At 73.5% G+C, this 26,921-nt stretch carries 21 protein-coding genes and 1 riboswitch; of the genes, 15 read left to right on the top strand and 6 right to left on the bottom strand.

All coding sequences use genetic code 11. The features are described from left to right. Positions 1-147 precede the first annotated feature (147 nt). Positions 148-693: a hypothetical protein gene (locus tag ACMCNK_RS08195; protein WP_412735791.1), complete on the top strand. Its 546-nt coding sequence runs from the start codon at positions 148-150 to the stop codon at positions 691-693. Here the strand turns inward: ACMCNK_RS08195 and ACMCNK_RS08190 are convergent. Continuing rightward, positions 669-2,969 (bottom strand): putative bifunctional diguanylate cyclase/phosphodiesterase, encoded by a 2,301-nt coding sequence (locus ACMCNK_RS08190; protein WP_412735790.1) that lies wholly within the window; start codon positions 2,967-2,969, stop codon positions 669-671. The genes ACMCNK_RS08195 and ACMCNK_RS08190 overlap by 25 nt on opposite strands. Positions 2,970-3,081: 112 nt before the next feature. Further along, positions 3,082-3,942, bottom strand: coding sequence for a universal stress protein (locus ACMCNK_RS08185; protein ID WP_412735789.1), 861 nt, complete (start codon positions 3,940-3,942; stop codon positions 3,082-3,084). Positions 3,943-4,100: 158 nt separating this feature from the next. Here ACMCNK_RS08185 and ACMCNK_RS08180 point away from each other — a divergent pair, with 158 nt between their 5' ends. The 8 genes from ACMCNK_RS08180 to ACMCNK_RS08145 all read left to right on the top strand — a co-directional run bounded on the left by ACMCNK_RS08180 (position 4,101) and on the right by ACMCNK_RS08145 (position 12,621). Continuing rightward, the gene (locus ACMCNK_RS08180; protein WP_412735788.1) at positions 4,101-5,384 is read left to right on the top strand and encodes a citrate synthase; all 1,284 of its coding nucleotides are present in this window, start codon (positions 4,101-4,103) and stop codon (positions 5,382-5,384) included. A 114-nt stretch (positions 5,385-5,498) separates the two neighbouring features. After that, a complete protein-coding gene (locus tag ACMCNK_RS08175) occupies positions 5,499-5,810 on the top strand; it encodes an ArsR/SmtB family transcription factor (protein WP_412735787.1) in 312 nt (103 codons plus the stop codon). Further along, a complete protein-coding gene (locus ACMCNK_RS08170) occupies positions 5,810-6,337 on the top strand; it encodes an SRPBCC family protein (RefSeq protein WP_412735786.1) in 528 nt (175 codons plus the stop codon). Before ACMCNK_RS08175 ends, ACMCNK_RS08170 begins: the two co-directional genes overlap by 1 nt. Before the next feature lie 8 nt (positions 6,338-6,345). After that, positions 6,346-7,863, top strand: coding sequence for a gluconokinase (locus ACMCNK_RS08165; RefSeq protein ID WP_412735785.1), 1,518 nt, complete (start codon positions 6,346-6,348; stop codon positions 7,861-7,863). Between the two features lie 74 nt (positions 7,864-7,937). Then, positions 7,938-8,060, top strand: a riboswitch (cobalamin riboswitch). A 58-nt stretch (positions 8,061-8,118) separates the two neighbouring features. Next, positions 8,119-10,290, top strand: coding sequence for a VWA domain-containing protein (locus ACMCNK_RS08160; RefSeq protein ID WP_412735784.1), 2,172 nt, complete (start codon positions 8,119-8,121; stop codon positions 10,288-10,290). Next, positions 10,290-10,889 carry a cob(I)yrinic acid a,c-diamide adenosyltransferase gene (cobO, locus tag ACMCNK_RS08155; RefSeq protein WP_412735783.1) on the top strand — a complete coding sequence of 200 codons (600 nt, stop codon included), beginning with the start codon at positions 10,290-10,292 and terminating at the stop codon, positions 10,887-10,889. Before ACMCNK_RS08160 ends, cobO begins: the two co-directional genes overlap by 1 nt. Continuing rightward, a complete protein-coding gene (locus ACMCNK_RS08150; protein ID WP_412735782.1) occupies positions 10,883-12,238 on the top strand; it encodes a cobyrinate a,c-diamide synthase in 1,356 nt (451 codons plus the stop codon). Before cobO ends, ACMCNK_RS08150 begins: the two co-directional genes overlap by 7 nt. Continuing rightward, positions 12,235-12,621: a cobalamin biosynthesis protein gene (locus tag ACMCNK_RS08145; RefSeq protein ID WP_412735781.1), complete on the top strand. Its 387-nt coding sequence runs from the start codon at positions 12,235-12,237 to the stop codon at positions 12,619-12,621. The genes ACMCNK_RS08150 and ACMCNK_RS08145 overlap by 4 nt, the downstream gene beginning before the upstream one ends. Here the strand turns inward: ACMCNK_RS08145 and ACMCNK_RS08140 are convergent. The 3 genes from ACMCNK_RS08140 to ACMCNK_RS08130 form a co-directional block, all read right to left on the bottom strand. Beyond that, a complete protein-coding gene (locus ACMCNK_RS08140) occupies positions 12,618-14,096 on the bottom strand; it encodes a glutamate--cysteine ligase (RefSeq protein ID WP_412735780.1) in 1,479 nt (492 codons plus the stop codon). The genes ACMCNK_RS08145 and ACMCNK_RS08140 overlap by 4 nt on opposite strands. A 261-nt stretch (positions 14,097-14,357) precedes the next feature. Then, positions 14,358-14,897, bottom strand: a complete 540-nt coding sequence (locus ACMCNK_RS08135; protein ID WP_412735779.1) for a hypothetical protein — start codon at positions 14,895-14,897, stop codon at positions 14,358-14,360. A gap of 1,932 nt (positions 14,898-16,829) precedes the next feature. Beyond that, positions 16,830-17,636, bottom strand: coding sequence for a hypothetical protein (locus ACMCNK_RS08130; RefSeq protein ID WP_412735778.1), 807 nt, complete (start codon positions 17,634-17,636; stop codon positions 16,830-16,832). Positions 17,637-18,468: 832 nt separating this feature from the next. Between ACMCNK_RS08130 and ACMCNK_RS08125 the strand changes: the two genes are divergently transcribed. Continuing rightward, positions 18,469-19,599: a SigB/SigF/SigG family RNA polymerase sigma factor gene (locus ACMCNK_RS08125; protein ID WP_412735777.1), complete on the top strand. Its 1,131-nt coding sequence runs from the start codon at positions 18,469-18,471 to the stop codon at positions 19,597-19,599. 127 nt (positions 19,600-19,726) lie between these two features. Further along, positions 19,727-22,018, top strand: a complete 2,292-nt coding sequence (gene secA2 / locus ACMCNK_RS08120; RefSeq protein ID WP_412735776.1) for an accessory Sec system translocase SecA2 — start codon at positions 19,727-19,729, stop codon at positions 22,016-22,018. Here the strand turns inward: secA2 and ACMCNK_RS08115 are convergent, their stop codons facing one another. Further along, complete coding sequence (locus ACMCNK_RS08115; RefSeq protein WP_412735775.1) at positions 22,019-22,957, bottom strand: DUF3500 domain-containing protein; 939 nt, start codon at positions 22,955-22,957, stop codon at positions 22,019-22,021. Between the two features lie 727 nt (positions 22,958-23,684). Between ACMCNK_RS08115 and ACMCNK_RS08110 the strand changes: the two genes are divergently transcribed. From ACMCNK_RS08110 to ACMCNK_RS08095, 4 genes are all read left to right on the top strand, one after another. Then, positions 23,685-24,263: a winged helix-turn-helix domain-containing protein gene (locus ACMCNK_RS08110; protein ID WP_412735774.1), complete on the top strand. Its 579-nt coding sequence runs from the start codon at positions 23,685-23,687 to the stop codon at positions 24,261-24,263. Between the two features lie 26 nt (positions 24,264-24,289). Then, positions 24,290-24,922 (top strand): uridine kinase, encoded by a 633-nt coding sequence (locus ACMCNK_RS08105; protein WP_412735773.1) that lies wholly within the window; start codon positions 24,290-24,292, stop codon positions 24,920-24,922. Positions 24,923-25,216: 294 nt separating this feature from the next. Continuing rightward, a complete protein-coding gene (locus ACMCNK_RS08100; protein ID WP_412735772.1) occupies positions 25,217-25,639 on the top strand; it encodes a TraR/DksA family transcriptional regulator in 423 nt (140 codons plus the stop codon). Positions 25,640-25,708: 69 nt separating this feature from the next. Further along, positions 25,709-26,584: a DUF72 domain-containing protein gene (locus ACMCNK_RS08095; protein WP_412735771.1), complete on the top strand. Its 876-nt coding sequence runs from the start codon at positions 25,709-25,711 to the stop codon at positions 26,582-26,584. The last annotated feature ends 337 nt before the right edge of the window (positions 26,585-26,921 follow it).

The following is a 26,921-nucleotide window of genomic DNA, read 5'->3' as shown; positions in this document are numbered from 1 at the left end:
CCCGATCCCGCCGCCGGTCGCGCGTCGTCGGATTCCCTTGTGTCGGCCGGACCGCTGCCGATGCAAAGGAACGGTCCGCACCAGGGAATGCCGCATCGAGGCGCGTCATCGGCTACGGTCGATCGCGCCGAACGGGGAGGAACACTCATGCAGTTGGATGTCGTTTCGGAGCTGCCGGCTGAGCTGCTGGACGAGGCCTGGCGCTTCTACCGCGACACCTTCGACGAACTGCGGGTGCTCGCGGTGAACCGGCACCTCATGCACCGCCACGAGTTCGACGACCTGGCGGGCGACAAGCGGATCACCAAGTACGTGGCCCGCGACGGCGACGCGATCGTGGGTTTCGCCGCCCAGACCGACGACCTGCACGCGGTCCCGTTGATCTCGCCGGACTACTTCGCGCACCGCTGGCCCGAGCTGTACGCCCAGCGGCGGATCTTCTACACGGTGTTCGTCGGCGCCAAGCCCGGCCCGCGCGGCATGGGCGTCTTCGTTCGGCTGCTGCGCGAGATGACGCGCCCGGTCATCGAGGTCAACGGCATGGTCAACATCGACGTGTGCACGCACAACGAGGTCGTGCACTCGCTGCCCGAGCGCGTCGAGCTGATCCTCGGCCGGATCGCCGGGACGGCCCGTGGCCAGCGCCTGGACAGCCAGTCGTTCTGGTCCTACGAGTTCCCCGCGGCCAGCTGATCGCGGTTCGCCGCCGCGCCCCAGCCGGCGGCGAACTCCTCGGGGGCCACCGCGGGCCCCCACAGCCAGCCCTGGCCCTGGGTCACCCCGACCGCGGCGAGCGCGTCGCGCTGGCGGCGGTTCTCCACCCCCTCCGCGACGATGCTCAGCCCCAGGGCACAGCTCATCGCGACCACCGCGCGGACGATCTCCTCGTCCTCCACGATCTGGCCCAGGCCGGAGACGAACGACCGGTCGATCTTGACTCCGGTGACCGGGAAGCGGCGCAGGTACCCCAGCGCCGAGAAGCCCGTGCCGAAGTCGTCCACCAGCAGGCGCACTCCGAGCTCCCGGAGCTCGAACAGGACGCGGGCGGTCACGCTGGAACCGTCCATCATGACCGACTCGGTCATCTCCAGGGCGATCGCCCGCGCCGGGACGCCGTACTGCATCAGCTCCGCGGAGATGATCAGGGGTAGGTCGGCGTCGGTGAGCTGGCGCGGCGAAACGTTGACGGACAGGTAGAAGTCGTCGCTCACGGTGCCGTCGGCGCGCCAGCGGGCGAGCTGGCTCAGCGCCTGCTTGCGTACCCAGGTGCCGATCGCGCCGATCAGGCCGGCGTCCTCGGCGACCGGGATGAACGTCACCGGCGGAATCGCCCCGCGCTGCGGATGCTCCCAGCGGACCAGCGCCTCCGCCCCGACCGGGTGCCCGGTGGCCAGGTCCACGATCGGCTGGTACGTCACCCGCAGCTGCCCCTCGGCCAGTGCGGTGCGCAGCGCCACCTCCAGCTCGATGCGTTCGCGGACCCGGTCGTGCATCGAGACGTCGAAGACGGTGGACCGGCCCGGCCCCTCGGCCTTGGACCGGTACATCGCCGTGTCGGCATCCCGCAGCAGGGCCTCGGCGGTCACCGCCGGATTCGGGTCGCCCGCGGCGTGCGCGATGCCGACCGAGGCGCTGATCACCACCTCGGTGTCGCGCACCGGCAGGGGACGGGCGAAGCAGCGCTGCACCTCCTCGACCAGTTTCAGCGCCCCGGCCTGCTCGCCCACGTACGCCAGCACGAACTCGTCGCCGCCGACGCGGGCCAGCGTGGCCGCGGCCGGTACGGCGGCGCGCAGCCGGGCCGCAACCTCGATCACGAGCTGGTCGCCGGTGTCGTGACCCCAGGAGTCGTTGACCCATTTGAAGCCGTCCAGATCCAGGTAGCAGACCCAGACCCGGTGCGGCCCCTCCGGCGGCGCCGCCTCCACCAGCCGCGCGATGTGCGCGGAGATCATCCGCCGGTTCGGCAGCCCGGTCAGCGGGTCGTGCACGGCCTGATGCTCGGAGTACAACTGCGCCGCGACCTGCGCCTGCACCGCGGACACCGCCCGCGCCAGCAACAGCACCACCAGGGCGGCCCCGCCCACCGCGATGCTGAGCCGGTACGCCGGTGAATGCCCCCCGACCAGCACCAGGAGCAGGAACGGCACGCAGATGGCCGGCCCGAGCAGCGACATCCGGCGCCGGGACCAGGCCTGCACCGGCCGCCGGGCGGCCCGGTTCAGCTGGGCCACGGACGGGTGCAGCGCGGTCACCCCGAGCAGCACGTACGCCAGCAGGAACGGCACGTCCAGCAGCGGCGACGCGTACGTCAGCCCGGCCACCCCGATGATCGCGTACGCGATGTCCCCGACCACCATCAGCGTCATCGTGCCCAGCAGCGTGACCAGGCTGAACGGCCACGTGGTGGCGGTGAACGTCAGATTCACCACGAGCAGCAGCAGCATCACGTCGAACAGCGGGTACAGCCCGGCCAGGACGGACTCGGCCGGCGGGCGCCCCGGCACCGCCGCCGCGGGCGCCGCCAGCAGCAGCGCGCTGGCCAGCCCACCGGCCAGGCAGACGATCAGCCCGTCCAGCACGGCGTGGCGTTCCAGGCTCTGCCGGGCCCGCAGCAGCACCGCGAAGAACACCCCGAGCAGCAGATAGCCCGGAATGGTTGCGGCATCGCCGAGCAGATCCCGCGGATACGGCTGGGTGGTCGCCCACGGCCGGACCACGACCCCGACCAGGAAACACAGGGCCGCCGCGCCCATCAGCGACCAGGCCGCGCGCGGCTGCGCGCCGAAGCGGCGCGGGCCGGCGAAACAGGCCGAGACCGTGCCGACGCCGATCACTGCGAAGGCGAGCACGCTCGTGGTCCGCGACAGTTCGGCGACATAGACGGCCGTCGCGGCGACGCCGGCCACGGCGAACGCCCACCACGGCACGTGCCGCCGACCGCCGGTCGAACCAGCTGTGGATCGCACCGCCATCTCCCCCTGGCAGGACCGTCCCCGGCCGGCAGACCGGCGGAGTGCCTTCGTGACGAGACCTCGCCGGGCCACCCCGCCAGGACCGGGTGGCACATCCCGCGTCTGGTCAGGAGGCCAGCGCCCCCGCCGAAGGCACCGTACCCGTAGTGGTGTGGTCGTCGGCAGTGGTCCCGTGGACAAACAGCGTGGGACACACACATCGACGCAGCAGTTCGTGGGCAACGACGCCGAGCAATGGACTGCCGTCCGCGCCGCGCGGCCCGACGATCACCATGCGGGCGTGCCGGGATGCACGGACCAGTTCGGTCGCCGGTTCCCCGGTGAGCAGCAGGAGCCGAGGCGAAGGAAGCTCCGGTACGGCCGCGACGACCGTGTCCAGCAGACCCCGCCCGCGGGCCTGGGCCGCCGGGCCGGGCCGCTCCACGACGTGCGCGACCTCGATCACGACGTGCCGGCGGCGGGCCTCCGCGGCGGCGTGCCGCAACGCGGCCAGCGAGGGGGCGGAACCGTCCACCCCGGCGAGCAGCGGGCCGTTGGGCGGGCGTACGCCACGGGCCACGGCGACCGGGCAACGGGCGCGGGACACCGCCTGCAGCAGGACCGAGTCGGGCGCAATCCGGGTGGCCAGGTCGTCCTCGCCGAGCACCAGCAGCCGGGCGGTACGGCTGAGCTGCAGGAGCACCCGTACGGCGGGGCCGTCGACGACCAGGCCCCGGACCCGGGGGGCGGGGGTGGTGCGCCGTGCCAGCAGCACCGCCTGCTCGACCATCCGGGCTGCGGCGTGCCGCGCCGTGCCGTAGTCTTGGATCTCCGGGTTCTGCCCGGGGACAGGCCATGTGAATGCGTGCACGATCCGCAGTGCGCACCCGCGGGCCACCGCCTCCCGGGCACCCAGCCGCACCGCGGCGAGGCCGGCCGCGGTCCGGTTCACACCTACCACCACACCGGTCGAGCCCGGGGTCAGCATCGACTCCCACCTCCACAACCATTATCTATGGCGTGTGTGTTGCATTGCATAGGTGATCAATGCCTCAGCGGGCGGGCACCTGATGACCCATTCAGGTTCAGGGTTTACGGTGAACTTCACGTTCTAGGGGACATCTGCCGGTGAAGCGAGGGAAATACATGACGGATGTCAAGCTCGACCACCCCGGTGGCCAGTTGACGATGCCGGTGCGCGAGGCGGTCGAGGGCCCCGGCGGCATCGAGGTCAGCGCGCTGCTGAAGGAAACCGGTTTCGTCACCCTGGACCAGGGTTTCGTCAACACGGCCTCCTGCTCGTCGGCGATCACCTACATCGACGGTGACGCCGGCATCCTGCGCTATCGCGGGTACCCGATCGAGCAGCTGGCGGGCCAGGCCTCCTTCCTCGAGGTGTCCTACCTGTTGATCCACGACGCGCTGCCGACTCCGACCGAGCTGGCGGTCTTCGCGGACAAGATCCGGGTGCACACGCTGCTGCAGGAGGAGATGCGTACGTTCTTCTCCGGCTTCCCGCGCGATGCGCACCCGATGGCGGTGCTCTCCTCGGCGGTGACCGCGCTGTCGACGTTCTACCAGGACGCGCTGGACCCGACCGATCCCGACCAGGTCGAGATCTCCACGATCCGCCTGATGGCGAAGCTTCCGACGATCGCGGCGTACGCGTACAAGAAGTCCATCGGGCACCCGCTGCCGTACCCGGACAACTCCCTCGATTACGTCGAGAACTTCCTGCGCATGACGTTCGGCCTGCCCACGGTGCACTACGACGTCGACCCGACCATCGCCAAGGTCCTCGACATGCTGCTGGTGCTGCACGCCGATCACGAGCAGAACTGCTCCACCTCCACGGTCCGGCTGGTCGGCTCCAGCCAGGCCAACCTGTACGCGTCGGTCTCGGCCGGGGTGAACGCCCTGTCCGGCCCGTTGCACGGCGGGGCGAACGCGGCGGTGCTGGACATGCTCGAGCAGATCCAGCGCGAGGGTGGCGACGTCGACACGTTCGTCAACCGCGTGAAGAACAAGGAAAAAGGCGTCAAGCTCATGGGCTTCGGCCACCGGGTCTACAAGAACTACGACCCGCGCGCCGCGATCGTGAAGAAGGCCGCCCGGGACGTGCTGTCCACGATGGAGAAGCCGGATCCGCTGCTGGACATCGCGTTCAAGCTCGAGGAGATCGCGCTCGCCGACGACTACTTCGTCTCGCGCAAGCTGTACCCGAACGTCGACTTCTACACCGGCCTGATCTACAAGGCCATGGGCTTCCCGACGAATCTCTTCACGGTGCTGTTCGCGCTGGGCCGCCTGCCGGGCTGGATCGCCCAGTGGCGGGAGATGAACGCGGACCCGACCACCAAGATCGGCCGTCCCCGTCAGCTCTACACCGGTTCGCCGGAGCGCGAGTTCGTCCCGATCAGCAAGCGCTGATCCCGCTCGCTCGTCCGCCCCGTCGGCTTCGGCCGGCGGGGCGGTGTGCGTTCGGCGTTCGGCGGCCGTTGCTTGCCTTGACGGTTATATAACGGGAGTGGAATAGTCGGGCTCGTGCCCGTGGACGCCATCGCCGTGCTGGCGGATCCGGCCCGCCGCCGCATCCTCGACCGGCTGCGCCACGCCGACCACAGCGTCGGCGCCCTGGTCGGCGCGCTCAAGATGAGCCAGCCCGCGGTCTCCAAGCACCTCCGGGTGCTGCGCGACGCCGGGTTCGTCACCTGCCGGGCGGCCGCGCAGCAGCGCATCTACCACCTGGAACCGGAGCGGTTCCAGGCCCTGGACGCCTGGCTGGCGCCGTACCGTGCGCTGTGGACCAACCACCTGGACGCGCTCGAACGCCATCTCGATCGCGAGGAGGAGTGATGCGTACGACCGACTTCGACGCGGGTCCGCCCGCCGACGCGACCGTCGTGCCCGACGGCGACACCTGGACGCTCGTGTTCATCCGTGACCTGAAGCACCCGCCCGACCGGGTGTGGCGCGCCCTGACCGACCCCGCCGAGATCGACCAGTGGGCGCCGTTCGCCGCCGCCCGCGACCTCGCCGAGCCCGGCGACACCACACTCACCATGATCGACGGGGACACCCGGGCGGACCAGCCCGCCACCGTGGTGCGCGCCGAGGCTCCGCGCGTGCTGGAGTACACGTGGGGCGCGGACCGGCTGCGCTGGGAACTCGACCCGGACGGCGCCGGCACCCGGCTCACCCTGCGGCACACCCTGGCCCAGCCGGAGATGGACGCCATGGTCGCCGCGGGCTGGCACCTGTGCATCGCCGTCCTCGCGCGGCTGCTCGACGGCACCCCGGTCGGCGTCATCCGCGGCCGCGACGCGCTCGCGTACGGCTGGGACGACCTGCGGGCCGCGTACGCGCAACGCCTGCGGCACTGACCGTACCCATGGATGTGGTCCTCGGCATCGACACCGGCACCACCGCCACCAAGGCCGTCACGGCCGGCCCCGGCGGCGAGGTGCGGGCCCGCGCCGGCGTCCACTATCCGCTGTCCGTACCCGCCCCGGGCCGTGCCGAACTGGACCCGGGTGCGCTCGGCGCCGCCGCCGTACGCGCCCTGACCGACGTGGCCCGCCAGGCCCGCGACCGCGGCGACCGGGTCGTCGCGGTCAGCCTCAGCGCGTTCCTGCACGGGCTCGTCGCAATGGACGCCGGCGGCCGTCCCCTCGGCCCGCTGATCACCTGGGCCGACGGCCGTGCCGCCGCGCAATGCGACGCGATCGCCGCGGCGGGACACGCCCGGGAGTTGCAGGCCCGCACCGGCACGCCGGTGCATCCGATGTCGCCGCTCGCCAAGCTGGCCTGGTGGCGCGACACGCAGCCGGCGACGCTGCACGACACCCCACGCTGGGGCGGCGCGAAGGAGACCGTCCTGGGCGTCCTCGCCGGCGGGCCCGCGCTCGTCGACCTCTCGATCGCCTCAGGCACCGGGCTCTACGACATCCACCGGCGCCGCTGGGACCCCACGGCACTCGAGATCGCCGGGGTGCGCGCCGGGCAACTGGCCGAGGTCGTAGCCACCACCCACCGGCTCACGCTGCGCCCCGACGTCGCGGCCGCCGCCGGGCTGCCACCGGCCACCCCGCTGATCGTCGGCGCCGCCGACGGGCCGCTGGCCAACCTCGGCGCGGGCGCCACCGCCCCCGGGGCCGCGGCGGTGTCGCTGGGCACCAGCGGCGCGATCCGTACGGCCGTGCGTGCGCCCGCGGTGGACCGGGCGGGCCGGCTGTTCTGCTACGCGCTCACCGAGGACCGCTGGGTCATCGGCGGCGCCGTCAACAACGCCGGATCGGTGGTGCGCTGGGCCGGGCAGGCGCTCACGGGCCGGCCCGGGGAGCAGATGCCCACCGACGCCGATCTTCGTGACGCTGCGCTGCTGGCGGAGGCGGGCGGCGTACCGGCGGGCAGCGACGGCCTGATCTGCCTGCCGTACCTGCTGGGGGAGCGGGCGCCGTGGTGGAGGTCCGGGCTGCGCGGGGCGTACCTGGGACTGCGCCGCGAGCACGGCCGCGGCCACCTCGTCCGCGCGGCGGTCGAAGGAGTCTGCCAGCAGCTCGCCCTGGTCCGGGACACCTGCACCGACGAGGGCGTCACGATCACCGAGGTACGGGCCACCGGCGGCGCCCTCGCCTCCCCGGTGTGGGCGAGCGTGCTCGCCGCCACCCTGGACCTGCCGGTCGCGGTCGCCGACACCGCCGGCGGCACCGCGCTCGGCGCCTGCCTGCTCGGCTGGTACGCCCTCGGCGCATTGCCCGACCTGGACCGGGCGGCCGAACTCGTCGGCACCGCAGAACCCACCCGGCCCGACCCGGACGCCGCCGCGCTCTACCGCCGCCGACGGCCCCTCGTCGAACGCGCCGCATTCGCCGTGACGGACCTGCTCTCCGAACTGGACCGGCCCTGAGGTGCGGCGTGGAGCGTCACGTCACGTTGACGCCGGGCGCCGTGGTAGGAAAGCATGGCCGACGAGCGGTAGCGGAGGAACCCGGTGCGAAACCGGGGCGGTCCCGCCACTGTGACCGGGGAGTGACCCGCGACGACGCCACGGCTGGAGACGGCCGGAAGGCCGCGGACAGCGCCGATCCGGGAGCCAGGAGACTCCGGCCGCTCGTACCTTGAGGATGCGCGGGCGTGGACACCCGCGGAAGGGAAATGCCGCGTGCTGCCTGCGTACCCGTTCTCCGCCGTCGTCGGCCTCGACGACCTGCGGCTCGCCCTGCTGCTCACCGCGGTGTCCCCGGCCGTGGGCGGCGTCCTGGTCCGCGGCGAGAAGGGCACCGCCAAGTCGACCGTGGTCCGCGCGCTGGCCGCGCTGCTGCCCGAGGTCGACGTCGTGCGCGGGTGCCGTTTCGCGTGCGACCCGGCCGGACCCGACCCCGACTGCCCGGACGGCCCGCACGAGGCGCAGGCCCCGCACGGGCACCGGCCCGCCACCCTGGTGGAGCTGCCCGTCGGCGCCACCGAGGACCGGGTCGTCGGGACGCTGGACATCCAGCGCGCCCTCGCCGACGGGGTCAAGGCGTACGAGCCGGGGCTGCTGGCCGCCGCCCACCGCGGCGCCCTGTACGTCGACGAGGTCAACCTGCTCCCGGACCACCTCGTGGACCTGCTGCTGGACGCGGCCGCGATGGGCCGGGCACACGTGGAACGCGACGGCGTGTCGGTCAAGCACGCGGCCCGCTTCCTGCTGGTCGGCACCATGAACCCCGAGGAGGGCGAACCCCGCCCCCAGCTCGTCGACCGGTTCGGGCTGGTGGTCACGGTCGCGGCGCCCCGCGACGCCGGGCAGCGCGCCGAGGTGGTGCGGCGGCGGCTCGCGTACGAGGCCGACCCGGGAGGGTTCGCGGCCCGGTTCGCGGACGCCGAGCGGGCACTCGCGGACCGCATCGCCGCGGCTCGCGCCGCGCTGCCCGGCGTGGTGCTACCCGACGCCGAACTGGACCGGATCGCCCGCGTGTGCCTCGCGTACGGCGTCGACGGCATGCGCGCCGACATCGTGGTGGCCCGGTGTGCGGTGGCTCTGGCCGCCTGGCACGGACGGGACCGGGTGACCGTGGCCGACGTCAAGGACGCGGCCCGGCTGGCCCTGCCGCACCGGCGCCGGCGCGACCCGCTCGACCCGCCCGGTACGGACGAGCAGCGGCTCGACGACGCCCTGTCCCAGGCCGGGGGTGATGACGAGCCACCCACCCCGCCCGACGGCGCCGGCCCGCCTCCGACAGGCGGCCCGCCTCCGACAGACGGTCCCCCTCCGACAGGCGGCCCGCCTCCGACAGACGGCCCGCCGCCCAAAGGCGGCCCGCCTCCGGGGGACGGCCCGAGGCCCGGGGACGCCTCGTCGTCCGTGCAATCGGGCGGCGGGGACCCCGCCCCTGCGGCCTCGCCCGAGGAGCCGCCCCCCGCGGCGCAGGACGCCGCGGCACGCCGCCCCGGTGCGTCCGGGACTGCGCAGGCCGGTGCGGCGTTCCGGCCGCGCACGCTGCGGATCGCCGCGCGCGGGGAGGGCGGTCACGCGGGCCGTCGTTCCCCGGCGTACGCCCGGCGGGGGCGCGTCGTCGGCTCCCGGGTGCCGCACGGCCGCCTCGCCGGTGCCCCGCACCTGCCCGCGACGCTGCGCGCCGCCCTGCACCGGGCCGCCCTGCACCGGGACGCCGCGTACCAGGCGGTCCCGCGCCGACCCGGCGGCCTGGCAGAGCCGGCGAACCGGCCTGACCAGCACCACCCGGCAGCGGACCACGCTGCCCGCCGCGACGGGTTCGCCGTGCAGCCGCGGGATCTGCGCGAGGCGGTCCACGTCGGCCGGGAGGCGAACCTCGTACTGTTCGTTGTGGACGCTTCCGGCTCGATGGCCGCCCGCCGCCGGATGACCGTGGTCAAGACCGCGGTGCTGTCGTTGCTGCGCGACGCCTACCAGCGGCGGGACCGGATCGGCATGATCACCTTCCGGGGTTCGGCCGCGGAGCAGGTGCTGCCGCCGACCTCCAGCCACGAGGTGGGGGTGCTGCGGCTCGCGTCGCTGCGTACCGGCGGGCGTACCCCACTCGCGGCGGGCCTGCGTGCCGCGGCGGCGACCATCGCGACCGAGCGTCGCCGCGACCCGCGGCGACGTCCCCTGCTGGTCGTGGTCACCGACGGCCGGGCCACCAGCGGGCCCGATCCGGTGACCGCCGCCGCGGCCCTGGCCGGGGTCGCGACCGTGGTGGTGGACTGCGAGTCCGGTCCGGTACGCCTGGGCCTGGCCCGCCGCCTCGCCGCCTCCCTCGCCGCCGACCTGGTGCCGCTTGAGCACCTGGAGAACACCACCACCACGACCGCGAGGAGGGCAGCCTGATGCCGCAGGGCAAGGTCACCACGGTGCCGGACGACGGGCTGACCACGCGGCAGCGCCGCCGCCAGGCCGTGCTGGCGGTGCACACCGGGCATGGCAAGGGCAAGTCCACGGCCGCGTTCGGGATGGCGCTGCGGGCCTGGAGCGCCGGATGGCCGATCGGGGTGTTCCAGTTCGTCAAGAGCGAGAAGTGGCGGGTCGGCGAGGAGACCGCCCTCAAGGCGCTCGGCGCGACCGGCGGTGCGCCCGTGGCCTGGCACAAGATGGGGGAGGGCTGGTCCTGGATCCAGCGCGCCGGCACGGAACGCGACCACGCCGCCGAGGCGGCCGAGGGCTGGGCACAGATCAAACGGGACCTGGCCGCGCAGACCCACCGGTTCTATGTGCTCGACGAGTTCACGTACCCGATGAAGTGGGGGTGGGTGGATGTCGCGGACGTCGTCGTGACGCTGGCCGAGCGGCCCGGCACGCAGCACGTCGTGATCACCGGCCGGGACGCGCATCCCGACCTGATCGCGGCGGCCGACCTGGTCACCGAGATGACCAAGCTCAAGCACCCGATGGACGCGGGCCGCAAGGGGCAGCCCGGTATCGAATGGTGAGCGTTCCCCGCCTGGTCGTGGCCGCGCCGGCCTCCGGGCACGGCAAGACCACGGTGGCGACGGGACTGCTCGCGGCGTTCGCGGCGCGCGGACTCACGGTCGCGCCGTTCAAGGTGGGACCGGACTACATCGACCCGGGCTACCACGCCCTGGCCGCGGGGCGGCCCGGGCGCAATCTCGACCCGGTCATGGTCGGCGAGCGGCTGATCGGCCCGCTGTTCGCGCACGGCGCGGCCGGCGCGCAGCTCGCGGTCGTCGAGGGCGTCATGGGCCTGTACGACGGCCGCACCGGCGCGGGCGACGCCGGCTCCACCGCACAGGTCGCCGGGCTGCTGAACGCCCCGGTCGTGCTGATCGTGGACGCCGCCGCGCAGGGCCGCTCCGTGGCCGCCCTGGTGCACGGTTTCCGCACGTTCGGCGACGTGCGCATCGGCGGGGTCATCCTCAACCGGGTCGGCTCCGACCGGCACGAGGCGTTGCTGCGCGAGGCGTGCGAGGAGGTCGGCACGCCCGTGCTCGGTGCGTTGCGTCGCGCGGACGCGGTGGCCGCGCCGTCGCGTCACCTCGGGCTCGTCCCGGCGGCCGAGCGCCGCGCCGAAGCGGTCGCCGCGGTCGAGGCGCTGGCCGCGCTGGTCGCCTCCACCGTGGACCTCGACGCGGTGCTGGCCCTGGCCCGGGCCGCCCCGCCGCTGTCCGCCGCCGCGTGGAGCCCGGCGGCGGCGCAGCCCGTACCGGGCCGTCCGGTCGTCGCGGTCGCGGGCGGGCCGGCGTTCACGTTCTCGTACGCCGAGACCGCCGAACTGCTCGCCGGTGCGGGCGCCGAGGTCGTCACGGTCGACCCGCTGCGCGCCGAGGCGCTGCCCGAGAACACCCGGGCGCTGGTCGTCGGCGGCGGTTTCCCCGAGGTGTACGCCGCCGAACTGTCCGCCAACGAGCCGTTGCGCCGCAACGTCGCGGCCCGCGCCGCCGCCGGTCTGCCGATCGTGGCCGAGTGCGCCGGCCTGCTGTGGCTGTGCCGTTCCCTCGACGGCGCCCCGATGTGCGGGGTGCTCGACGCGGAAGCAGCCATGACCCCCACGCTGACCCTGGGCTACCGGGACGCGGCGGCGCTGACCGACAGCCCGCTCGCCGTCGTCGGCACGCGGGTCACCGGCCACGAGTTCCACCGTACGGTGGTGCAGCCGCGCTCCGGCCCGCTGCTGTCCCCGGCGGCGGGGGCCGCGTGGGCGTGGCGGGGCGCCGACCCGGAGGGTTTCGCCACCCCCGCGTTGCACGCGTCGTACCTGCATCTGCACTGGGCGGGCCACCCGGAGATCGCGCGCCGGGTGGTCGCCGCCGCGGCCGGATGACGGCGCCACGCGCGGTCGTCGGGGTGGGCGCGCGTTCCGGCGTACCCGAAGAAGAGCTGGACCGGGCGGTCGTGGCCGCGCTGGCGGCAGCGGGCCTGCGCAGCGCGGACGTCGGCCTCCTGGCCACACTGGATCGGCGGGCCGAGGTCGTGACGGTCGTCGCCGCCCGCCGCGGGTGGGCGGTCCGGGTGTTCCCGGCGGCCGAGCTCGCCGCGGTCCGGGTGCCGCATCCGTCGGCGCGGGTCGCCGCGGCGACCGCTACCCCGAGCGTGGCCGAGGCGGCCGCGCTGCTGGCCGCCGGGCCCGGCGCGGAGCTGGTCCTGCCGAAGACGGCCGGTGCCCGCGTCACGGTCGCGGTGGCCGTCGCGCCAGGAGTGGGTTAGGCGGGCAGCGGCCATTCGTGGACGGGCACGTTGCCGTGCATCAGCGGCAGGTAGCGGCCGAGCATCTCGCGCAGGGCGTCCTGGCGTTCCCGGCCGTCGGCCTCCAGCGCGTGCAGCGTGTCCACCTGCCACTGGGCGCCGTTGCGGCCGGTGAGGCAGCGGCGTTCGATGATGCCCAGCAGCCGGTCGCGCTCGGACGGGGGCACCCCCCACATGTCCAGGCCCTCGTGCGCGAGCGGCAGCAGGCGGCGCAGCACCAGCTCCGGGACCGAGACGTAGCCGAGGCCCGGCCAGAACACGCTCGCGGCGATGCCGTGCCGGGCCCCGGAGTGGAAATTCTCCTCCGCAGCGTGGAACGACATCTGGGTCCACAGCGGACGTTCGGCGTCGGCGAGCGTACGGACCAGGCCGTAGTAGAACGCGGCGTTGGCCATGGTGTCCACCACGGTCGGCCCGGCGGGCAGCACCCGGTTCTCGACGCGCAGGTGGGGGCGGCCGTGCACGACCGCGTAGATGGGCCGGTTCCAGCGGTAGATCGTGCCGTTGTGCAGGCGCAGCTCGGGCAGTTCGGGAACGTCGCCGCGCTCCAGGCTCTGCTCGGGGTCGCCGTCCTCACAGATGGGCAGCAGGGCGGGAAAGTACCGGACGTTCTCCTCGAACAGATCGAACACCGAGGTGATCCACCGCTCGCCGAACCACACGCGCGGGCGTACGCCCTGGGCTTTGATCTCCTCGCTGCGGGTGTCGGTGGCCTGCTCGAACAGCGGGATGCGGGTCTCGCGCCACAACTCCCGGCCGAACAGCAGCGGCGAATTGGCCCCCAACGCCACCTGCACGCCCGCGATGACCTGCGCGGCGTTCCAGTACGCGGCGAACTGCGCCGGGCTGACCTGCAGATGGAACTGGGTGCTCGTGCACGCCGACTCCGGCGCGATCGTGTCCGTGGTGACCGCGAGCCGGTCGATGCCGTCGATGCGGATGTCCAGGTCCTCGCCGCGGGCCGCGAAGATCTGCTCGTTGAGCAGCCGGTACCGCGGGTTCGCCGACAACGCGTCCGCGGTGAGGTGCTCGCGGCGCAGCGTCGGCAGGATGCCGATCATCACCATGCGCGCGCCGACCTTGCCGGCGTGCTGCTCGGCGCTGTTGAGGCTGGCCCGCAGTGTGCGTTCCAGATCGGTCTTGCCGTCCCCGGCGAGCTGGCGGGGCGGAACGTTGATCTCGATGTTGAACTGGCCCAGCTCGGTCTGGAAATCGGGGTCGGCGATGGCACCGAGGACCTCCGCGTTGCGCATCGCCGGATCGCAGTGCTCGTCGATCAGGTTCAGCTCGATCTCCATGCCGGTCAGCGGCCGCTCGAACTCGAACCGGGACTCACGCAGCATCGACGCGAACACGTCCAGGCTCCGGCGGATCTTCTGCCGGTACCGGGCACGGTCCTCGCGGGTGAACGCGTGCTGCCCGACATCTTCACCCATCGCGCATCACCTTCCCACGCACCGTCACCGTCTCACCGCATCATCGGGCCGCGCAACTCCCGCGGGCGCGCGCCGGGCCGGGTACCGCCCGATCGGTACGGCGTCCCGTCTCGAATGGACCGGTGGCCGGTGGCCGGTTGCCGGTGGCCGGGGCCCGTGGCCGGGGCCCCGCGTCCAGGGGCGGTGACCGGCCGCCGTGCCGCCGTCGCCGGCCGGCTCCTTGCCGGGCAGGTGCGGGTGAAGCCACCCGCGGGCCCCGGATCAGGCGAGCCACGCCGCCGCGAGCACCCCCGCAAGGGCCACGCCGGCCAGCGCCTGGATCAGCAGGCCCGGACCGAGATGCGACCAGAGCGTGGGCACCCGCGGGGTCAGCGGCTGCAGGGTGGTGAGGTTGAGGACCTGCCACGCCTTGACCGGCAGATGCGGGTCCTTCTGCGGCTGAGTGCGCAACTGTACGAGGTCGCCACGGTGCAGCGCGGAGACCGGCAGGTGCCCGTGCATCTCCACCTCGTACGTCTGACCCTGATCGTCGCGCAGCCGCAACGGCGTGACCAGGTACTCGGGGCCCTTCTTCAGCTCCTTGAAGGTGCGCCGCGCGCCCGGCCCGCCGCTGCGCAGGGCGGACAGCGCCAGCGTGAGCAGGCCCTGCGCGATGGCGGCGGCCGCGACGACCGCGAGCAGCAGCGGCTGCCCGACCTTGACCTCCCTGGTGTACGAGGCCTGATAGCCCAGGAAGCGGCCGGTGATGACGGGACCGGCGTGCCGGAGGATCTGTTCGCGGTACAGCCCGGTGTCGTCCATGGTTCACCTCCGGGGGGAGATGCTTGTCCACTGATGGTACGGAGAGCGACTTCTAGGGCACAGTGAGTGAATGATGGTTCAATGCGTCACTCCGTCGGCCGTCCTATCCCGGTGATCACCGGCATCCGGCCACCATGAGCCCGCGGCCGGTCCGCCGAAGGTCTACCGATTGCGCGAAACCGCTCCGAAGCCGCCCCCGGCGCGGTGAACTTGTGCTGACCACGCGCGTGCCGGCGCGCGGCGGACCGACGGGGGACGACCATGGCAGCAGGCTCGACGGCGTACATCCGGCCGGACAGCGTCCTGGCGCGTACCGCCGCGGAGGTGATGCAGGCGCACGCCGGCGGCGCGGGCCCGACCGAGGCGATGACCACCTGCCCCGTCTGCGGCGAACCCCTGCCCTGCTCCACCGGTCTCGCCGCCGCCGAGGTGCTCGTCGCCGCGGGACTGGCCGAATCGTCCGGCCTGATCGAGGCGGCCCGGCAGGGACGCGGCACGCCCACCGGGCGTCTCATGCCCCCGGCAGCGCCGACCACGCTGCGCATCGGTGAGCCCAGCCATGCGGAGCCCGTACCGGACTTCGACATGCCGGGCCTGCCCATGCCTCCCGGGTCCGCTCCCGCTCGGCGGGGCCTGCACGCGGGTGCCGGCCAGCCGGCGCCGATGCCGGCGGACGCCCCGATTCCGAGCGGCCCGGGCGCTCCCGCCTCGGGCCTGCCGCCCGCCCTTCCTCCCTCGGGCCCACCGCCGGCCTCCGGCCCGGGCCTGTCGCCGGCGTTGGCCCCGACCCTGCCGCCCGTCGACACCGGGCAAGCCGCATTGTCACCGTCCGGCCCGGCCGCATCCGAAGCGCCGGGCCGAGTCGTTTCCCCGGCGGACCTGCCCGCGTCGTCGCCGACCGCCCAGCCGTCCGGGCCCTTGTCCGCGCCTTCGCCCGCGGGCCCGCCGTCGGGTCTGTCTGCGTCCCCGCCTGCTGGCCTGCCGTCGGGTCTTTCGGCGCCTCCGCCGAGCGGCGCGCCGTCAGGCCTGTCTGCGCCTCCGCCGAGCGGCGCGCCGTCGGGTCTTTCGGCGCCCCCGCCTGACGGCCTGCCGTCGGGTCTTTCGGCGCCTCCGCCGAGCGGCGCGCCGTCAGGCCTGTCTGCGCCTCCGCCGAGCGGCGCGCCGTCGGGTCTTTCGGCGCCCCCGCCCAGCGGCCCGCCGTCCGGTCTGTCGGGCCCCGCTCCCATCGGCCCGGTGTCGTCCGGCCTGCCGGGCGCTGAGGCCGCCCACCGCGGGCCCGCCGAGAGGGGCGGCTTCCATGGCACCGAGCAGGCGGCCGCGACGGGACAGTGGGGCACGCCCAGCGGTGTACCCGCCGCTCCCTCCGGACTGTCCGGCGGCGCGCCGGGGGCGGTCCCGCCCGGTGCCCCCGCCGCGCCCGCCTGGGGCGCTGCTGCGGACCAGGCCGGAGGCATCCCCGTACACCCCGCAACGCCGGCCGAATCCGGCGCCGGCCCGTTGAACGGGGCGTCCGCGTCATCGCGTCTCGCCGCGCCGCGCGAGGGCGGCACGCCGCCTGTACCCCCGGGCCCGGGAACCGGGGGACCGGGCATGGGCCCTGGCGAGATGGCGGGCAGCCGCCCGTCGTGGGAGCAGACGCCAGGGACGCCGCCCCCCTCCGGGGCGCCGGCAGGCGGACCTGTCCCGTCCTCGTGGGGAGGCGCACCGTCCTCCCCGCCGATCGCGGGACCGCCGCCGTCCGCGCCGTCTCAGCCCGCCCTGCAGCCGTCCGCCCCGTCTCAGCCCGCCCCGCCGCCGGTCGCCGGGCCGTCCTCGGTGACCCCGCCGCCCGCCGTGCCGCCGACGCTGCCGCCCGACTTCGACCCGCTTCTCCTCGGCCCGCCGATCTACGTGCAGCAAAACCGGCCCTTGGACGCGCCCCAGTTCACACCGTCACGTCCGCGCCCGGACCAGCCGGGTGGCCGGCCGCCCACCGAGCAGGGGACCATAGCCGGGCCGCAGCCGGGGCCCGCAGGTCAACCGGGTCCCGGGGCTCCGCCCGCACCAGGCCGGCCCGAACCCGCCCCGCAGGCGCAGCCCGGCCACAGTGGACCCGGAGAACCCTCCACGATGGGCCCGCAGCCCGGTGCGCACTCCGGACTCCCGGGGCAGGCCGGGCAGGCGCCCGTGGGCCAGCCCCCGTTCGGCGCCGGACCCGGACAGCCCGGTGGCCAGCCGATGCCCGGTGGACTGCCGGCCGCGCAGCCCGGCGGCCTCTCGGCTGCCCCGGCGACCGGACTGACGGCAGCCCAGCCTCCGCAGCTCGGGCAGCAGAACCCCGAAGCGCCGACCCCCGGGCCTTCGGGCCTCTCGCCCCAGCCCGGCCAGCAGAATCGGCCGCCGTTGGCGGGTCACGCGGGAGGGCCGCCGCCCCTCGGCCCGCAGAACCAGGGCCAGGCCCCGGCCAGGCCGCCCGTGGACGCCCCGCAGCCGGGCCAGAGTCAGCCGCCGCAGCTCGGGCAGAACCGGCCCCCGATGGAGCCGCCGCAGCTTGGCCAGAACCGGCCCCCGACGGAGCCGCCGCAGCGCAACCAGCCGCCACTTGCGGGTCAGGGCCGGCCTTCGCTGGAGCCGCCGCAGATGGGTCAGAACCGTCCACCGTTGCAGCCGCCGCAGATGGGTCAGAGCCGGCCTCCGCTGGAGCCGCCGCAGACGGGCCAGAACCGTCCGCCGCTGCAGCCACCCCAGATGGGTCAGCACAACCCTCCGCCGCCGGGACAACCGGGAGCCCCGTCCGGGCAGCAGTGGGCGCAACCGTCGCCGGCCGGGGACACCGGCGCAGCGTCGTACCCCACCGTCCCCTCCGGACCGGACCCGGCACAGGCGCCCGGCGCAAACCCGCTTCAGGGTACGGGCGCCACGCGGTCGCTCGGTCCGATCCCGACTCCGGCCGCGCTGCAGACGCCGGCGCACGGATCCGGTCCCGCCGGGGCCCCGTCAGGACTGCACGGCCACGGAACCCCGGCACCCGGTACGCCGTCCGGTCTGCCCACGCCGTCGTCCGGGCTGCCCGGTCCGGGTTACCCGCCGCCGGCCTCCACCGACCTGCCCGCGACTCCCTCGGGACTTCCGGGCCCGGCAGCCGGCGCCCCGTCCGGCCTGCCCGGCCGGTCCTACGATCGGCCGGCGCCAGGCGCGACGGATCCCGGTACCCCCTCGTGGGCGCTGCGCCCGGAGGACAACGACGAGAGCACCGACCAGGCCGGGGGAAGCCATCCGCAGTCGCCGAGCGGCCTGCCCTCTCGTCCACAGCAGGACGACGCGCGCTGACGTTTTCCGCGTGGGCCCGGTGCCGCGAGGCCGATGCCGGGCTGCTCGCCGCCGCCCGCGCCCGCCTCGCTGTCCGGCCTCCATTTCGGTCGAGGCGTTTGAGCCAGGCAACCGTGGGCAGTAACGTCGCTCCAAGGGGCCGGTCCGCCGAGACCGCACGGATCGGCCGCCGGACGACGGCACCGGAGCGGCAGTCGCGCTTCGCGGCCGTGGGCCGAGGGCGGTTTCACCGGTCACGGTGGGGCCGCGCAAGGGAGAGACGATGCCGGCATCCGAGGATGTGCAGACGGTGGAGTGTCCCCCGGCGGATCTCGACGCCGCCGCGGTCGCCTACGCACAGCGTTGCACCGATGCGTCGCCCGACGACCGCCGCGTTCTGCGCGACGAGCTCATCGCGGCGTGCCTGACGTTCGCGGGCCGGCTGGCCCGCCGCTACCGGGGCCGCGGGGAGCCGCTGGAGGACCTCACCCAGGTCGCCCGCCTCGGCCTGGTCAAGGCCATCGACCGGTACGACCCGGGCCGTGGCTCGTTCACCGCGTACGCGGTCATCACGATCACGGGTGAGATCAAGCGTCACTTCCGGGACAAGACGTGGGGGGTGCACGTGCCGCGCCGGGTCCAGGATCTCAGCCTGGAGGTCGCCCAGGCCTGCACGGTGCTGACCGGCCGGAACTCGGGCAGCCCCACGGTGGCCGAGATCGCCGAGTACCTGCACGTGGACGAGGATGCGGTGATCGAGGCGATCGAGTCGGCGGCCGGGTACTGCCCGGCCTCGCTCAACGCCCCGGTCGGTGTCGACGGGGCGGGCGAACTCGGCGACCTGCTCGGCGGCGTGGACCTGGACCTGGAATCGGTCGACGACAAGCTGACCGTCGCGGGCCTGCTGCTGCGGATGCCGGCGCGGGAGCGGCGCATGCTGGCGCTGCGCTTCTACGGCAACCGTACGCAGGCGGAGATCGCCGCGGAGCTCGGCGTCTCCCAGATGCACGTGTCGCGGCTGCTCAGCCGGGCTCTGACCTGGCTGCGTGAGGCGATGCTCAGCGACACGCTGCCCCGATGGGAGGGCACGGTGGGGGCCGGGCACGACATGCGGGTCTCGGTGGCACGCATGGCCGGGCGGCTGACCGTACGCGTGTGCGGCGAGATCGACCGGGACACCGCCGGGCGGCTGCGCTCCGAGCTGCGGCAGGCGGTCGCGGGGGCGGCTGCCCAACCGATCGTCGTGGATCTGTCCGGTGTGCCGTTGATCGACGCCGCCGGCGTGGCGGCGCTGGTGGACGCGCGCGCGGTCGCCGCCCGCGCCGAGGTGCCGCTGGTCGTGCGCCGGGCCCAGCCGTACGTCGCGCGCATCCTGGCCGTCTCCGGCCTGGGCCCGATGGTGGCGCCGGCCTAGGACGGTGTGCCCACCAGACCCTGGCCGACCCGCGGGCGATCCTGGGCGCACAATCGGGCGGCATATCGGGCGTCGAGGGCGGGAGTCGGGCGCAATCGGCGGCCGGCATCAAGTACCGTTGCCCGCCATGGGTGTGTCGCAGCGGCTCAAGAGCCGGTTCCGTAAGTTTCTGCAGCGTCCGGGCACTACGGTCGATCTCGCCCCGCTGCGCCGGCGGCTGCCGGAGATCGACGCGCGTGAGGAGGCCCTGGCGGCGCTCGACGACGCGGAGCTGACCGCCGCGGCCGGCGAGGCCCAGGACTACACGGAGATCTGCGCGATCGGCCGGGAGGCGGCGAAGCGGGCGCTGGATCAGCGACCGTACGACGTGCAGCTGCTCGGCGCGATGGCGTTGCTGTCCGGCAAGGTCGCCGAGATGGCCACCGGCGAGGGCAAGACGCTGACCGCCACGATCGCCGCGTACGGGCACGTCCGGCGCGGCAACGGCCCGGTGCACGTGCTCACGGTCAACGACTATCTGGCCCGCCGCGACGCGACGTGGATGGAGCCGGTGTACACGCTGCTCGGCCTCACGGTCGGCTGGGTCACCGAGGCGTCGACCCCGCAGGAGCGCCGGGAGGCGTACGCGTCCGACGTCACGTACATCTCGGTGAGCGAGGCGGGCTTCGACTACCTGCGCGACCAGCTCGTCACGGACCTCGAGGACCGGGTGCAGGGCCGGCTGGCCACCGCGATCGTCGACGAGGCCGACTCGATCCTGATCGACGAGGCCCGCGTGCCGATGGTGCTGGCGGGCAGCATCCACACCGAGAGCGACCCGGTCCACGAGGCCGCCGACCTGGTCCGCGACCTGCGTGCCGGCAAGCATTTCGAGGTGGCCGACGACGGCCGCAGCGTCGCGTTCACCTCGGCCGGCCTGGCCGAGATCGAGAGCAAGATGGGCCTTGATCTGTACGCCCACGAGAACGTCGAGCAGCTTTCCGCGGTCAACGTGGCGCTGCACGCCCGGGCGCTGCTGCGCCGCGACGTCGACTACATCGTGCGTAACGGCTCGGTCGAGCTGATCGACGAGATGCGCGGCCGGGTCGCGCAGCGCCGCCGCTGGCCGGACGGCCTGCAGGCCGCGGTGGAGGCCAAGGAGGGGCTGAGCGCCACCGCCGAGGGCGAGGTGCTGGACACGGTCACGGTGCAGGCGTTCATCGCGTCGTACGAGACGGTGTGCGGGATGACCGCGACCGCGGTGCACGTGGGCGAGCAGCTCCGGGAGTACTTCAAGCTCGAGGTCGCGGTGATCCCGCCGAACGCCGAGAACATCCGCGTCGACGAGCCGGACCGGATCTACTCGGCGCACGACATGCGTGACGAGGCGCTGGTCGAGGAGATCAAGCTGGCCCACGAGAAGGGCCGCCCGGTGCTGGTCGGCACGCTCGACGTGAAGGCGTCCGAGCAGCTCGCGGCGCAGCTCGCCGCGGCCGGGGTCCCCTCGCAGGTGCTGAACGCGAAGAACGACGCCGAGGAGGCTGCGATCATCGCGGAGGCGGGCGCGCTGGGCGCGGTGACCGTCTCCACCCAGATGGCCGGCCGCGGCGTCGACATCCGCCTGGGCGGCAGCGACGAGAAGGACCGGGACCAGGTCGTCGAGCTGGGCGGCCTGTACGTGATCGGCAGCGGCCGCCACGACAGCCGGCGCGTCGACGACCAGCTTCGCGGCCGGGCGGGCCGGCAGGGTGACCCGGGCGGCTCGGTGTTCTTCGTCAGCCTGGAGGACGACCTGGTGGTCCGGCACGCCGGCGACATCCTGCCCGCGTCGCCGCGGATGGACATCGACGGTGTGGTGCACGACGAGACCGTGGACTACGCGGTCGAGCACGCCCAGCGGGTCGCCGAGGGCGTCAACCACGAGATCCACCGCAACACGTGGCGGTACAGCGTGGTGATCGAGCAGCAGCGGGTGGAGCTGGCCAGGCGCCGGGAGCGGCTGCTCACCAGCGAGATCGCTGCGATCATGCTGCTGGAGCGGTCCCCGGAGAAGGCGAAGGCGACCGACGAGGACGTGCTCAGCGACGCCGCCCGGGCCATTGCGCTGTTCCACCTGGACCGGCTGTGGGCCGAGCACCTGGCGCATCTCAACGAGGTCCGCGAGGGCGTGCACCTGCGGGCGCTGGGCAAGCTGGACCCGCTGGACGAGTTCCACCGGGCGGCGGTGCCCGCGTTCCAGACCCTGTTCACCGACATCGAGAAGCGCACCATCGACACGTTCGAGGAGGTCGACCTCGACGAGGGGTGGCGGCCGGAGCAGGCGCAGATCGTGCGGCCCAGCGCCACCTGGACGTACCTGGTGCACGACAACCCGTTCGGTTCCGAGCTGGACCGGCTCATCGCGGCCGTGGGCCGCCGCCTCACCTCCAGCGGGCAATAGCTACAGGGTGTGCGCCGCGCTCGCGTGGTGGGCGGCGAGGACGTCGTCGCCGAAGTCGCCGCGCGGGCGCCGCAGCACGGTGTGCGCGTGGTTGCCGTCGTCGGTGGTGTTGTCGTACTCGATGAGCAGGTCGTCCGCCTGGATCCGGTAGTAGTGGCGGCTGCCCGGCCCGGGCGGGCCTTCCCACGCGAAGTGCACGTCGGAGCCGAGTGTGTCCACGTACGCGGCGGCCAGCTCGTCAGGCAGCCGGCCCAGGTAGAGCGCGACGAGCTGGTCCAGCAGCGCCCGCTCGCCGGGGCGCAGGTCGGCACGGTGGATCCCGGCGGGTGGGATCGTGCCCGCCATCGGTGCCGTGCCGCTGCGGATGTCGTACGGCGCCTCGTCGGCCACGACGGCGCGCCCGCGCGCCGCGGGGGTCATGGCCAGTAGCAGTTCGCGTCCCAGGTCCTCCTCGGCGGCCAGGGGCCGCAGCACCACCCGTCCGGCGGTGTCCACCCGGGCCGGGTTGGCACCCAGGAAGACCGGGGCGGGGGAGACCACGTCGTCGGCCACGGTCATGCTGACCGACAGGTGATGGCCCTCGAACCGCCATCCCCACCGGTCGGCGCCCGGGGTGCCGAAGACGATCACCCGGTAGTCCTCGCTGTGCCGTCCCCGGCGCCACCCTTCCCGGAGGTCCAGCACCTCCTCCAGCGCGATGACGGCCATGGCCTGGGCGTACGCCGGTGGGCTCAGCGCGGTGGCGAGCAGGCGGTGTGCCGCCTTGCGGGCGGCCACGCCGAGATCGGCCAGGCTGAGACCGGGGCGCGGCTCGGGCCGGTACTCGATCCATCGGCGGTCCGAGTCGTCGAACGGGCGGGCCGCCGCGGCGTGCTGCTCACCGGTCAACGTGCCGAGCAGGGTGTCCGCGGCGGTGCGCATGTCGTGGGCGAGGATCATGTCGGCGCTCCTGTCGCAGCGCAGCAGAGACGGGCGGTCGGGCATCCCAGTGTGAACGCGATCGTTTCGCCGTCTCGCGTGCGGATGATTTCGTCGGCAACGACCTGAGGGTACGGCGCCAATCTCCGGCGTGCATTCGTGGAGGTGCGGATGTGACGGGCGGCGCTGCCTGGGCTCAGCGTCACAGGTGGCGCGGTCCGGACAGCTCGTGGCCATTTCCGGCTGACGCCGACCGGCGCCGTGGCGGGCGTGGCCGGGTGAACCAGCACTTCCTGCTCCGACGGCCGTGGGCGGCGTGGCCCGTTCCGGGCCGCGGTGCGGGTCGTGTCGCGCACCAGGGCGCTGTGCTGGGCAAACGGGACTTTCCCCGCGAGCTCGGGCCCGGTTTGGCCGACTTGCCCCGGGGCGGCGGCGCGAGGCCAGGGGTACTCATCGTAAGATAGCCATCACTGCCCGGGTGGCGGGCTGCGCTCGGACGCGATAGTTTGACCCGAGGAAAACTGTTCTTTCCCGAGGACTCCAACGAATGGATGCATGCTGTTAACCCGTGACGGGAATCGCATTTCCAGTGCGGAAATCTCTCATGTGGAACGACCTTCCCACAGTGTGGTTGCCGCCTTGACCGGACAACCCGGGGACAGACAATATCGACCCCGTTTACGAATGTATTGATTTCGTCAGCCGCTTCGGGGTGCGGCCTATCCGTATCGCAATTTGGGGGGCATTCATGCCGGTCACGGCACTGTCGGCACGCGCTGGGCGGCGTGGTTCGCACGCGACGGGAGCGAGGAACGTCGCGACGATCCGCCGCACTCCGGCTGCGCCCGCGGCCGATCCCGCGCTGACCGTCACACTGGCGATCCCGCTCACCGACGAGGGGCTCACTCCGCAGGCCCACCGCCTGCTCGACGCCGTCCGCGAGCTCGTCGAGCTCGGTCAGGGCGCGGTCTCCGTCGCGCCGCCGGATCCCGAACCCGCATTTCCGGTCACCGCGCACAGCGGGCCGGAGCTGCGCCTGCTCACCGCGTCGCGCCAGGTCATGCTGGACGGCGAGGTGCTGCCGCTCACCCGGCTGGAGTTCGACCTGCTGCTGTTCCTGGCGGAGAACCCGCGCCGGGTCTTCAGCCGCACGCAGCTGCTGTCGGCGGTGTGGGGCTACGAGCACACCGGCGAGCGCACGGTCGATGTGCACGTGCGGCGGCTGCGGGTCAAGCTGGGCGGCAACGTCCCGCTGATCACCACGGTCTACGGCGTCGGGTACCGCCTGTCCGACGAGGCCCGCGTCGTGGTGCAGCCGCAGGACTGAGCGGCGTACGCGGCTATCGTGGCCGCATGCGTGCCCGCCCGGTCTCCCTCGCGGCCCTGGTCGAGGAGCTGGCCGACCGCTTCGCGGCGACCGCGCCCGACGGGTGGCTGCGAGTGGGGGTGGACGGGGCCCCGGCCGCCGGTCCGGCGGAGCTGGCGGACGCGCTCGTCGGCCCGTTGCGGCTGCGCGGGCGGCCCGCCGTCCGGATCGCCGCCGAGGACTTCCTGCGCCCGGCGTCGGTGCGGCTGGAGTTCGGCCGGACCAACCCGGACTCGTTCTACGCCGGGTGGCTGGACGAGGCGGGGCTGCGCCGGGAGGTGCTGGACCCCACCGGTCCCGGCGGCAGCGGACGTATCCTGACCAGGCTGTGGGACACGCGTACGGACCGGTCCGCGCGCGAGCCGTATCGTGACCTGCCCGCGGGCTCCGTGGTGCTGGTGAGCGGGCCGTTGCTGCTCGGCGGTGGCATGCCGTTCGACCTGGCGGTGCACCTGACCATGTCGCCTGCCGCGCTGGGCCGGCGGACGACACCGGAGCTGCGCTGGACGCTGCCCGCGTACGCGCGGTACGACGCCGAGGTCGATCCCGCCTCCTTCGCCGACGTGGTCGTCCGGGTGGACGATCCGCGCCACCCCGCCGTGCTGGTCGGGCGGCCCTGACAAATCGGGCGCGGCGCCCGTCTGGGGGCCGTCGGCGGGCCCGAATCCCGGTCCGCGGGACCGGCCGTACGTGGAAAAACCGCCCCTGACCTGCGACGCGAAAGGATCCTGGCGCAGTCCGTGGCGGTTTCGAGCACTGACAGTTATGCTCCGATTACTTTTCAGCGAAGATCCCGTTTGAGATCTTCCGCGGTGGGTATCAGCCGGCTTTCACGGAGGCCATGCCGGCCCGGGGGGACCCCACCGGCAGGGGCAGAGACCGGCAGGGCCACAGGGGAAGGGCAGGGGGAGCGCATGCTCGTCAACAGCACGGTTATCGCGGGGAAGGGTGCGGAGACCGCCACGGGGCGCTCAGCGGAGGAGACGGAGCAGATCCGTACGGTGCTGCGGACCCGCTTCGAAGACCTCAACACCGAGTACGAGGACGCGGTGGCGGAGAACCAGAAGCTGCGCCTCGTCGAGATCGGCGACGCGGCAGGCGACGACCAGGCTGACAGCGGCTCCAAGACCGCGGAACGCGACGCGGCCACGTCCCTGCTGCGCACTCTGCTCGACCGGCGGATGCAGGCGGAGCTCGCGCTGCAGCGGCTGGAGGACGGCACGTACGGCTACTGCGACGGCTGCGCCGGCCCGATCCCGGTGGCCCGGCTGGAAGTGTTCCCGTCGGCCACCACGTGCGTGAGCTGCAAATCCCACCGCGAGCGCCGCGCCGGCTGACCCGGATTCGATACCGGTCCGCCACCCGTGCCGGGCGGCGGACCGGCCTCATCCGGGCTAGCGTGAATCGTGGGCGCGATCGAGGTCGGCACGGCGTCGTGGACCGACCGGACCCTGCTCGACTCGGGGTGGTATCCGCAGACCGCGGACAACCCGGAGAAGCGTCTGGCCTACTACGCCCGCCAGTTCCCGGTGGTCGAGGTGGACGCCACCTACTACGGCCCGCCCGCCGAGCAGACCACCAGGCTGTGGGCCGAACGCACACCAGCGCACTTCACCTTCAACATCAAGGCGTTCAGCCTGCTCACCGGCCATCCCACCCGGGTCTCCGCGATCTACAAGGACCTGCGCCCGCAGACCGAGAAGGCGACCGTCTACCCGAGCGACCTGCCCCCGCAGACCTACGAGGAGATCTGGTCCAGATTCCTGTCTGCGCTCGACCCGCTGCACGACGCGGGCAAGCTCGGCGCGGTGCTGTTCCAGTTCCCGCCATGGTTCGGCATCCGGCGTTCCCACAAGGAGTACCTGCGCGAGGTCGCCGCCCGGTGCAAGCCGCTGCAACCCGTCATCGAGCTGCGCAACGCCTCCTGGTTCGACGGCGTCAACCGCAACGAGACCCTGGACTTCCTGCGCGCGTACGGGCTGCCGTTCGTGTGCGTCGACATGCCGCAAGGGCACCGCAGCTCCGTGCCGCCCGTCCTGGCCGCCACCGCCGACCTGGCCGTGGTCCGCTTCCACGGCCACAGCGACAAGTGGACCAGCAAGGACATCCACGAGAAGTACGGCTACCGGTACACCGGCGCCGAACTGGCCGGCTGGGCCCCGAAACTGCGGGCCCTGGCCGCCGAGGCGCAACACACCCAGGTGTTCATGAACAACTGCTATCGAGACTATGCGCAGACGAATGCGGCCGACCTGCAGCGCCTCCTAGCTGCGGAAACGTGACCTCTGCAAAATCGGGCACCTGTGCATAGTGGCCCTGGTGCTCATCATCTGGCGGAGTGCATCCGGACTTCGACGCCCTCACCTACAGTTGGGAGCGTGGCGCTCGGTGCTGACGGCTTTTCCCGCAACACGCTCGCCGCGTACCGCCAGGCGCTCGGCTCGTTCGCCCGCTGGATTTCCGGCGAAGCCCCCGGCATCGGGCCGGTCCAGGCCAGCCGGGACCACCTCCGAGGCTGGCTCGTCCACCCTACGGGAAACCACCTCGCCGAACACCGCCCGTGGCTGGTTCGCAGGCGTACGCCACTTCTTCCGGTGGATGGTGGCCGAGGGGAGCGAA

It is taken from the genome of Krasilnikovia sp. MM14-A1259, from assembly GCF_047159535.1.
GTDB lineage: Bacteria > Actinomycetota > Actinomycetes > Mycobacteriales > Micromonosporaceae > Actinoplanes.
This window is presented reverse-complemented; position numbering and strand designations above follow the sequence as displayed.

Coding starts and splice junctions, on each gene's coding strand:
- ACMCNK_RS08180 (WP_412735788.1), top strand. CDS start 4,101: ATGACGGATGTCAAGCTCGACCACCCCGGTGGCCAGTTGACGATGCCG.
- ACMCNK_RS08195 (WP_412735791.1), top strand. CDS start 148: ATGCAGTTGGATGTCGTTTCGGAGCTGCCGGCTGAGCTGCTGGACGAG.
- ACMCNK_RS08135 (WP_412735779.1), bottom strand. CDS start 14,897: ATGGACGACACCGGGCTGTACCGCGAACAGATCCTCCGGCACGCCGGT.
- ACMCNK_RS08170 (WP_412735786.1), top strand. CDS start 5,810: ATGCGTACGACCGACTTCGACGCGGGTCCGCCCGCCGACGCGACCGTC.
- secA2 (WP_412735776.1), top strand. CDS start 19,727: ATGGGTGTGTCGCAGCGGCTCAAGAGCCGGTTCCGTAAGTTTCTGCAG.
- ACMCNK_RS08140 (WP_412735780.1), bottom strand. CDS start 14,096: ATGGGTGAAGATGTCGGGCAGCACGCGTTCACCCGCGAGGACCGTGCC.
- ACMCNK_RS08115 (WP_412735775.1), bottom strand. CDS start 22,957: ATGATCCTCGCCCACGACATGCGCACCGCCGCGGACACCCTGCTCGGC.
- ACMCNK_RS08185 (WP_412735789.1), bottom strand. CDS start 3,942: ATGCTGACCCCGGGCTCGACCGGTGTGGTGGTAGGTGTGAACCGGACC.
- ACMCNK_RS08110 (WP_412735774.1), top strand. CDS start 23,685: ATGCCGGTCACGGCACTGTCGGCACGCGCTGGGCGGCGTGGTTCGCAC.
- ACMCNK_RS08105 (WP_412735773.1), top strand. CDS start 24,290: ATGCGTGCCCGCCCGGTCTCCCTCGCGGCCCTGGTCGAGGAGCTGGCC.
- ACMCNK_RS08100 (WP_412735772.1), top strand. CDS start 25,217: ATGCTCGTCAACAGCACGGTTATCGCGGGGAAGGGTGCGGAGACCGCC.
- ACMCNK_RS08165 (WP_412735785.1), top strand. CDS start 6,346: ATGGATGTGGTCCTCGGCATCGACACCGGCACCACCGCCACCAAGGCC.
- ACMCNK_RS08125 (WP_412735777.1), top strand. CDS start 18,469: ATGCCGGCATCCGAGGATGTGCAGACGGTGGAGTGTCCCCCGGCGGAT.
- cobO (WP_412735783.1), top strand. CDS start 10,290: ATGCCGCAGGGCAAGGTCACCACGGTGCCGGACGACGGGCTGACCACG.
- ACMCNK_RS08145 (WP_412735781.1), top strand. CDS start 12,235: ATGACGGCGCCACGCGCGGTCGTCGGGGTGGGCGCGCGTTCCGGCGTA.
- ACMCNK_RS08150 (WP_412735782.1), top strand. CDS start 10,883: ATGGTGAGCGTTCCCCGCCTGGTCGTGGCCGCGCCGGCCTCCGGGCAC.